7 protein-coding genes are annotated in these 8,567 nt (G+C 60.0%); 1 reads left to right on the top strand and 6 read right to left on the bottom strand.

The genetic code is table 11. The features are described from left to right. Positions 1-174 precede the first annotated feature (174 nt). Genes BFW87_RS17205 through BFW87_RS17180 form a run of 6 tightly spaced genes read right to left on the bottom strand, consistent with a single transcriptional unit; the run spans position 175 to position 7,431 of the window. On the bottom strand, positions 175-1,572 hold the full coding sequence (locus BFW87_RS17205; RefSeq protein ID WP_078740953.1) for a sigma-54-dependent transcriptional regulator: 1,398 nt from the start codon (positions 1,570-1,572) through the stop codon (positions 175-177). Next, the gene (locus BFW87_RS17200; protein ID WP_078740952.1) at positions 1,562-3,340 is read right to left on the bottom strand and encodes a sensor histidine kinase; all 1,779 of its coding nucleotides are present in this window, start codon (positions 3,338-3,340) and stop codon (positions 1,562-1,564) included. Before BFW87_RS17200 ends, BFW87_RS17205 begins: the two co-directional genes overlap by 11 nt. Beyond that, positions 3,340-4,464 carry a GNAT family N-acetyltransferase gene (locus BFW87_RS17195; RefSeq protein WP_078740951.1) on the bottom strand — a complete coding sequence of 375 codons (1,125 nt, stop codon included), beginning with the start codon at positions 4,462-4,464 and terminating at the stop codon, positions 3,340-3,342. Before BFW87_RS17195 ends, BFW87_RS17200 begins: the two co-directional genes overlap by 1 nt. Before the next feature lie 15 nt (positions 4,465-4,479). Further along, a complete protein-coding gene (locus BFW87_RS17190) occupies positions 4,480-5,346 on the bottom strand; it encodes an alpha/beta hydrolase (RefSeq protein WP_078740950.1) in 867 nt (288 codons plus the stop codon). Continuing rightward, the gene (locus tag BFW87_RS17185) at positions 5,343-6,737 is read right to left on the bottom strand and encodes an aspartate aminotransferase family protein (RefSeq protein WP_078740949.1); all 1,395 of its coding nucleotides are present in this window, start codon (positions 6,735-6,737) and stop codon (positions 5,343-5,345) included. The genes BFW87_RS17190 and BFW87_RS17185 overlap by 4 nt, the downstream gene beginning before the upstream one ends. Next, a complete protein-coding gene (locus BFW87_RS17180) occupies positions 6,730-7,431 on the bottom strand; it encodes an MtnX-like HAD-IB family phosphatase (RefSeq protein WP_078740948.1) in 702 nt (233 codons plus the stop codon). The genes BFW87_RS17185 and BFW87_RS17180 overlap by 8 nt, the downstream gene beginning before the upstream one ends. 228 nt (positions 7,432-7,659) lie before the next feature. Here BFW87_RS17180 and BFW87_RS17175 point away from each other — a divergent pair, with 228 nt between their 5' ends. Beyond that, positions 7,660-8,430, top strand: a complete 771-nt coding sequence (locus BFW87_RS17175) for a MipA/OmpV family protein (RefSeq protein ID WP_078740947.1) — start codon at positions 7,660-7,662, stop codon at positions 8,428-8,430. Positions 8,431-8,567 lie beyond the last annotated feature (137 nt).

Raw genomic sequence — 8,567 nt, 5'->3', positions numbered from 1 at the left:
AAGCCGGAGTGAGGGCACACCGAGCCTAAGCGAGGTGCCGAGTGGTGGGGCGAAGCGTTTTTGGTTACTTTTGGCGCTCTTCCAAAAGTGACCCGCTGTAAGAGCGGAACCAATACCAGCCGTTACCGCAGCAACGGATATGTACTCCCCCTAAAACACACCATCACCCCCAAATCAGCGAATAATCTTCTCCACCTGAATCCCCAACTTCTTCAACCGATACCAGAAACTCCTCTCGGAAATCCCGATCTTCGACGCCGCCGCTGCCTGCACGCCGTTGCTCTCATTCAACGCAGCCAAAATGTAAGTCTTCTCAACCTCCGCCAGCGCCGCATCGAGGTCCGCAGGCACGCCCGGCCCCTCGCTGAGCAACGCGGTAACGTCACCTTCAGCAGGCTTGGAGGCAAACAGATAAGCCGGCAAATCAATGTCCTCAATCACCGGCTTGGCCGCGACAATGGTCGCGCGCTCCACACAGTTCTGCAGCTCACGGATATTACCCGGCCAGTTGTACGCCGCCATGGCCTGCAACGCCTCCGGGCTAAAACCAGTGATGCGTTTACCCGCGGTGTCACTCAGGGTCTGGGCGAAGTGGCGGGCCAGGGGCACGATATCTTCCGCGCGCTCACGCAAGGCCGGCAGCGGAATCGGGAACACATTGAGGCGGTAGTACAGGTCTTCGCGAAACTCTTTATTGGCCACCGCTTCCAGCAGGTTTTTATTGGTGGCGGCAATCACCCGCACATCCACCTTACGCTCACGCGGGTCGCCCACAGGCTCAATCACCCGCTCCTGCAACGCGCGCAAAATCTTCGCCTGCAACGCCAACGGCATATCGCCCACTTCATCCAGAAACAACGTGCCCTGGTCAGCCTGCATAAAGCGCCCTACCCGGTCGGCCACGGCGCCAGTAAAGGCGCCCTTGCGATGGCCGAACATTTCGCTTTCCAGCAGCCCCTCAGGAATGGCCGCGCAGTTGACCGCCACGAACGGCTTGTCGGCGCGGCTACCGTGCTTGTGGATCGCGCGGGCGACCATCTCCTTGCCAGTGCCGCTTTCGCCGGTCAGCAGGATGGTTGCGTTGCTGTCACGCACCGAATCGATCGCGTTGAGCACCTGACGAAACGCCGGGCTGTCGCCGACCAGGCTGTCGAACTGCGCATGCTGGTCGAGTTCGGCGCGCAGGCGCGCGTTGTCGCGCATGATGTCGCGAAACTGCAGGGCCTTGGCCACGGTGATGTCCAGTTCATCGATGTCGAACGGCTTGGCGATGTAGTCATAGGCGCCATTACGCATCGACTGCACGGCGTTTTTCACAGTGCTGTAGGCGGTCATCACGATCACCGGCAAATCCGGGAAGCGCACCTTGATCTCAGCCAGCAACGCAGGCCCGTCCATGCCCGGCATGCGCCAGTCGCTGATGACCAGGTCGATGTCTTCCTGCTCCAGCACTTTGAGTGCGTGCAGGCCGTTGCTGGCGGTGAACACCTGGAGGCCGTTCTGGCTCAGGGCCGACGTCAGCAAGTCACAGAGCTTGGGCTCGTCGTCGACTACCAATACGTTATGCGTCATGACCTTCCTCATCCTCGCCGTCGTCTTCACCTTGCGCCGGAATGTACAGGCTGAAGGTGGCGCCGGCATCTTTCTCACTGGCGCATTCAATGCTGCCGTCGTGACTTTCCATGATCGAATAGACTTTAGCCAGACCCAGGCCCGTGCCCGAGGCCTTGGTGGTGACGAATGGCGTAAAGATACGCTCGATCATGTCCGCCGGGATGCCCTGGCCAGTGTCGGCGATACTGATCACCGTGGTGTCGTCCACCGTGCGAATGCCCAGGGTCAGGCGTCCGCCTTCGGGCATTGCATCGATGGCGTTGAGAATCAGGTTCAGGCACGCCTGCTTGAGCTGTTTGGCATCGGCATACAGCGTCGCGCCGGGCGCCTGGTCATCGATTTGCGCATCGATGTTGTGGGTCGCCAGCTCCGGGCTGCAAAAGCCGAGAATCTCTTCCACCAACGGGCGCGCAGCCTGCAATACGCGCAAGGGCGGGTTGGGTTTGGCAAAGTCGAGAAATTCGGTGATCAGATCATTGATGCGGCTGACTTCGCTGATCACGTATTCCAGATGGCGTTTGTCGGTTTCCGGCAGGTCCGCACGGCGATGCAACAGTTGGGTGGCCGTCTTGATGATGCCCAGCGGGTTGCGAATCTCGTGGGCCAGGCCCATGGCCACTTCGCCCAGCGCGTGCAGCCGGTCGCGGCGGCGCAACTGGGCTTCGAGGTGATGCAACTCGCCCAGCCGCTCAGTCATGTGGTTGAAGGTGCTGCTCAATTGCGCCAGCTCATCGCCGCCGCTGACCGTCACGCGGTGCCCATAGTTGCCCGAGATCACCGCATCCACGCCTTGGGACAAGTCCCGCAGTGGCCGGGTCAGACGTCGCGACACCAGCACGCCAGCGCCCAGGGACAGCGCCGAGCTGAGCAGGAAAATCAACACAAACAGGTTGCTCTGGTTCACCAGCCCTACCAGGCTGGTATGGCGCAGCAGGCCGCTGAAGATCACCCCTTGCAGGTCGCCGGCATCATTGAAGATCGGCCAGTACAAACCGCTGTAATTGTTGGTGAACTGCTCGCTGGGCTGCTTGGTGCTGCGCATGGCCGTCTCGACATCCTTGGGGATGCGCGACGGGTGATTTTCAAAGCGCTGGGTCGAAAATATCTCGTTGAAGCCCGTCGGGTTGGCGAGGTACAGGCGCAGGTCGAGGGAATGCACATCGGCCACGCTGGTCAGGAAGCTGCTGTCCAGGTAGGTGGCCACCAGCAGCAGGTAGTCGACGCCTTCCTGAGTGGTTTCGAAGGTTGAGACGACAAGGCCCGTACTCACCCCGGCCACCTGCACCGTCTGCAGCACCGCGTTGCTGGTCAGGTCGATCTGCTTGACGATGTCATCGGACGCGGTGCTGAACATCACTTTGTGGTCGCTGGTGCGAATCAGCGCAACCACGTCGATATCGGTGGCGTCCGCAATGTCTGCTGTCAGCCGGTCGTGCTTGGCGGCTTGCTTGTTCGACGGCGGGCTGGTGTAGCGCAGGAACAGCTTGGCCATGCGCGCGTTGTCATGAAGGATGTCGCCAATCTCGTCCTTGACGATCTTGGTCGACTCTTGCAGCCAGATACGCACGTTACTGTCGAAAATCTGCGACAGCGTAGTGGCCGCCAATTCGGCCGCGATCATGGTGGGAATGACGCTGACCAGCCAAAACGCCAGCACCAGCTTGCGCTGGACGCTCCAGCGCGAAATGGCAAAAGGGCGGGCTTTTTGGCGGGTCTTGGTGATCATCAGGTTTCGCTTATCGCAGCAGCCATGGCAGGGTCGGATCGATCCGGTCGTAGAAACATTTTCGCAAGTTTGAGCACACCATTGACCAGCCGGTTACGGTGGCGGAAAAACATGCTGTTGCCCCGGAACTCGCAACCCAGGCGCAGCTTACTGGCATACCCCTCCTGACCACACTCGTACACCGGAATATTGTGCTGAATACAATAGTCGACATTGGTCAGCCAGCTTCTGAAGTACAGGTTGTATTCACGACTGAACTCACTGTCATGCCCGAAAAACTTGTCGACCAGCCGGTGTTGGTCCAACAGGATCAGGTTGAACGCCACCAGCCGCTCGTCCACCCAATAAAGAACACAGACCGCGCGCTTTTCAAGGCGTTCGAGGATGCCGGTGAAGTAACTGGCCGGCAGGCGTTCGAACTGCAAATCTGAGCGGCTGAGGGTGTCCTCGTACAGGCGCATGATGTCAGGTAACACATCATCAATGTTGTGCCGCCATTCCACCCGGGGCCCCGGCGCGCGCAGTTTGCGGCGCAGGTCCTTGCGGGTCGACTTGCACAACGAGCCCAGGTAGGCGTCGACCGAGCCGTACGGCACGCTCAACAACCCGCTGGGCAAACTCGGCATGCTTTGAAAGCCCGCCGCGCGGCAGCTGGCCGCCCAGTGAGGGTCTTTGGTCGGCACGTCCTTGACCGCGACCAGGCCAACCCCAAACTCATTGGCATCCTGGCGCGCAGCCTGCAATAAATGTTTGAGCAGCAGCGCGCGGCGCGCCTCGGGCACATGGCTCGACACGCCTGCGTCGCAACGCTCGGCCACCGGCGAGCCGATGGCATACAACTGAAGCTGTAAAACACCCGGCCACAGTCGCTCCAGGCGCTCGGTAAAGCGCTTGCCGCTGCCTGACACCGTGGTGTCGAGCCGATAATCGGTGATGAAGGCGGCGGCCACTGCCACCACCGTTCCATGTTCGTAAACCGCCAGGTAACGCCATTTGAAATCAACAATGGCCGCGTTTTCCACGGCAACGTAATAGTCCCAATCCTCCAGGGCACCGGGGAAACAGTCGTTCCAGGCACTGCGCTGGATGGCCCGGATAGTCGAGAAGGCTTGGGCGGTGATCACGTCTTTTCCTTAGGCTCAGGCCCGCTGTCGATAATCTTCGGGGGCGTGGTAAACCGCAGCGTGTTGCTCGACAAACTCGGCGCTCAACTCGATCACCCGGCGGTATTGCAGGTCGACGGTGATCATGTGATAGCAGTTGTCGAGCAGGATTTTGGTCACCGGGCCGCCGAGGTGGCGCTCCACGTAATCGGCGTTCCAGCGGCTGGTGATGTCATCCTCAATGGAATGCAACACCAGCGCCGGCACCTTGACCTCAGGCATGCGTTTTTTGACCACGGCATTCATCCGGTGCAACTCACGCACCGTGATGCCTTCCATGGTCAGCAAGCCGGCCTCGCTGCTCTCCCCTTCCTTCATCTGGCGCTCGACGATCGCCCGCAGGCGCTCGTTCTTGATGCCATACGGCGGCTTCTCTTCGAAGCGGCAGATGTGCACGCCGAACGGGATCTTCATCAGCAACGGCGTGAGAAACGCCAGCTTGTGAATGCTCCAGCCGTCGTACTTCAAGGTGGTCGAATACATCAACAGCCCGGCGACCTGGCCTGGGTGCTCGGCGGCCACATACATCGACATCACCGCGCCCATTGACAAGCCACCGACAAACACTTGTTCGTGGCGTTGTTTGACCTGGACGAAGGTTTTGCGCACGCCTTCGTACCAGTCCAGCCAGCCGGTGGCCTGCAGGTCGCTGTTATCGCCGCAGTGCCCGGCCAGGGTGGGCACGTACACCGTGCAATTACCCGCCTTGGCCAGCCCTTTTGCCACCTGACGCAATTCCGTCGGGGTGCCGGTCAGGCCGTGGATCAACAGGATCCCGACCGGACCGTCACCGAGAACGAAGCCGGCATTACCTTCACCGAGGTCGATCCCGAGGTTGTTCACCGTTTGGTCGCTCGCACCAACAGTTGCTCGAGGAGTTTCAGGCCCAGGTCGATTTCCGGGTAGCTGATTTCCAGGGACGGTGCCAGGGTGATCACGTTTTTGTAGTAACCGCCCACGTCGAGGATCAGGCCGAGTTTCTGACCGTCAACGATCATGTCGCCTTTCATGCCTTCTTCGACCATGTAATCCAGGGTCGCCTTGTCTGGCGTGAAGCCATCCGGGCCGCAGATTTCGCAGCGCAGGGCCAGGCCCAGGCCGTCAACGTCGCCGATGATCGGGAAACGTTTCTGCAGGTCTTGCAGGCCTTCAAGGAAGTATTTGCCCTTGGCCATAACCATCGCGCCGTAATCGACTTCGCTGGTCATCTTGAACATTTCAAGGCCCACCGCCGTGCCCAACGGGTTGGAGGCGAAGGTGGAGTGGGTCGAACCTGGCGGGAAGACCTTCGGGTTGATCAACTCTTCACGGGCCCAGATGCCGCCCAGCGGGTTCAGGCCGTTGGTCAGCGCCTTGCCGAAGACGATCACGTCCGGCTGCACGTCGAAGTGTTCGATCGACCACAGTTTGCCGGTGCGGTAGAAGCCCATCTGGATCTCGTCGGAGACCATCAGGATGCCGTGCTGATCCAGCACGTGCTTCAATTCGCGGTAGAAGTTCATTGGCGGAATCACGTAGCCGCCGGTGCCCTGAATGGGCTCGACGTAGAAGGCTGCGTATTCGCACTGGTTGGTTTTAGGGTCCCAGACGCCGTTGTATTCGGTCTCGAACAGACGGGCGAACTGCTGCACGCAGTGGCTGCCGTACTCTTCCTTGGTCATGCCTTTCGGGCCACGGAAGTGGTACGGGAACGGGATGAAGTTGGCGCGTTCGCCAAAGTGGCCGTAGCGGCGACGGTAGCGGAAGCTCGAGGTGATCGACGATGCGCCGAGGGTACGCCCGTGGTAGCCGCCTTCGAAGGCGAACATCAGGCTTTTGCCGTTGGAGGCGTTACGCACCACTTTCAGGGAGTCTTCGATCGACTGCGAACCGCCGACGTTGAAGTGCACGCGGCCGTCGAGGCCGAACTTGTTCTTGGCGTCGACCGCGATCATTTCCGACAGCTCGATCTTGCCTTTGTGCAGGTACTGGCTGGCGATTTGCGGCAGGGTGTCGATTTGCTGTTTCAGCGCGTTGTTCAGGCGCGGGTTGGCGTAGCCGAAGTTAACGGCCGAGTACCACATCTGCAGGTCGAGGTAGGCCTGGTCTTCGGTGTCCCACACGTAGGAGCCTTCGCAACGGCTGAAAATACGCGGTGGCTCGATGTAGTGAACGGTGTCGCCGTAGGAGCAATATTTGGCTTCTTTATCCAGAAGAATCTGGTCTTCGGCGGTAGCGATTCGGATATCAGACATGGTGGAAGAGTTCCTGATTGTCAGCAGCAGTAAAGGTGGTGGCGTTGGCGGCGATGCTTTGTGGCAGCTTGGCCAGCAACGCAGGCACTTCGGCGAAGGTGTCGAAGCGCGCGTGAGGAATGTTGTTGGCGACGCAGTAGTCGGCGAGGCTGCCTTTGGCGAACACAAAATCCGCAGTGGAAGCCACGCACATGTCGGACTTGCCGTCGCCGATCACCAGCACGCGCTTGTTGCGCGGGGTGGATTTGCATTTGCAGTTGCCGGAAGCGGCACGGCAGGCGTCGCTGGAATACGGGAAGTCGATGCGCCAGCTGTTCTGGTCAACTTGACGCAGACGGTTGGCGAGAATCGGCAGCAAGGTCACGTAGTTGCGCGACAGAATCCGCGCGATGCCTTGCTCAATGCCGTCGCTGACCACTTCAATCGAAGCGCCCAGGCCCATGACGTGGTCGACGAAATCCGGAAAGTCCGGGTCGATCTCGACGCTGTCGAAGTACGCCAGCAGCTCAGCCGGGGTCGCCTTGATCAGCGCCAGTTGGCGGCTCAGGCATTCGCGTGAACCGATATGCCCGTCCAGCCATTCCTGCTCGATGGTTTCCCACTCGGGGCCGGCGAAGCGTTGGAGGACGTTGTCGATGACGTCGGTGGGGGTGATGGTCCCATCGAAATCACACACGATATGCCAGTGAATCATCTGCGTTGTACCTTGGAAGGGCGCGCTCTGTGCGCTTGCAGAAGGGGTACAGCAGGGATTGTGCCAACTGACTGAAACCCAGCGGGGCTGGGGCTTGGGCCGTTACACCGAGAGTTTTGTGTCGCAGGAGCTACAATTTTTGTAGCTTGCTACAAACAAGATGAGTGCTTGCGTCCGAACCGCCCTTCGCGCGTGAATGCGCGCATGTTCAGATAAGGAATACGCTCCATGTTCAAGGTCACTTCTGCTGTATTCGCCGGTTTGCTGGGGCTGTGGGGCTTCTCCAGCGCCGCCTTCGCCGATGGCATTACCGGTGAAGTCGGCGCGGGCGTCAGCTATCAGCCTCACGACCCGACCGGCAGCCGCTACGAAACCCGGCCGATTCCCTACTTCGATCTGGACTGGGGCAATGTCAGCCTGGGTACTGACGACGGCCTGACCTGGAACGCGCTCAATACCCACGGCATTACCGCCGGCCCTTACATCAACTATCTGTCGGGCCGCACGGCCAACGGCTCGCTGCGCGGTTTGCGTGATGTGGCGGACGCGGCTGAAGCTGGCGGTTTCATTCAATACGCCCCGGCCGAGTTTTGGCGTGTGTATGCCCAACTGGGTCACGCTGTCGGCGGCGCGCGTGATCAAAGTGGCGTGCTGGGTAAGGTCGGTGGCGAGCTGGGCTATCCGCTGGGGGGCGGGATTATCGGCAGCACGGGTTTGATGGCGCACTTTGCTGATGCGCGTCAGACGCAGACGTTTTTTGGGGTGGATGACAAGGAGTCTGCGGCCTCAGGCTTTCGCCCCTATAACGCCAGCGGGGGTTTTCAGAATGTGACGTTGACGCAGAGTTTTGAGTTTCCGCTGGATGCGCATTGGTCGTTGTTGACCAGTGCGAGTTGGGTGCATTTGGTGGGGTCGGCGGCTAACAGCAGCATCGTCAAGGAGACTGGGGATGTGAATCAGGGGCAGGTGCAGACGGCGATCAGTTATAAGTTTGAGTGACGGGGGGTGGGTTTGGTGGGCGGCTGGGTACATATCCGTTGCTGCGGTAACGGCTGAGTATGGTTCCGCTCTTACAGCGGGTCACTTTTGGAAAGGCCCAAAAGTAACCAAAAGGCCTTCGCCCCACCACTCGGCAC

Source organism: Pseudomonas fluorescens, from assembly GCF_002022275.1.
Classification (GTDB): Bacteria; Pseudomonadota; Gammaproteobacteria; order Pseudomonadales; family Pseudomonadaceae; genus Aquipseudomonas; species Aquipseudomonas fluorescens_AJ.
This window is presented reverse-complemented; position numbering and strand designations above follow the sequence as displayed.

What these genes read in the sequence shown, in the direction of transcription:
- BFW87_RS17205 (WP_078740953.1), bottom strand. Translation starts at nt 1,572, where the DNA reads ATGACGCATAACGTATTGGTAGTCGACGACGAGCCCAAGCTCTGTGAC.
- BFW87_RS17200 (WP_078740952.1), bottom strand. Translation starts at nt 3,340, where the DNA reads ATGATCACCAAGACCCGCCAAAAAGCCCGCCCTTTTGCCATTTCGCGC.
- BFW87_RS17185 (WP_078740949.1), bottom strand. Translation starts at nt 6,737, where the DNA reads ATGTCTGATATCCGAATCGCTACCGCCGAAGACCAGATTCTTCTGGAT.
- BFW87_RS17180 (WP_078740948.1), bottom strand. Translation starts at nt 7,431, where the DNA reads ATGATTCACTGGCATATCGTGTGTGATTTCGATGGGACCATCACCCCC.
- BFW87_RS17175 (WP_078740947.1), top strand. Translation starts at nt 7,660, where the DNA reads ATGTTCAAGGTCACTTCTGCTGTATTCGCCGGTTTGCTGGGGCTGTGG.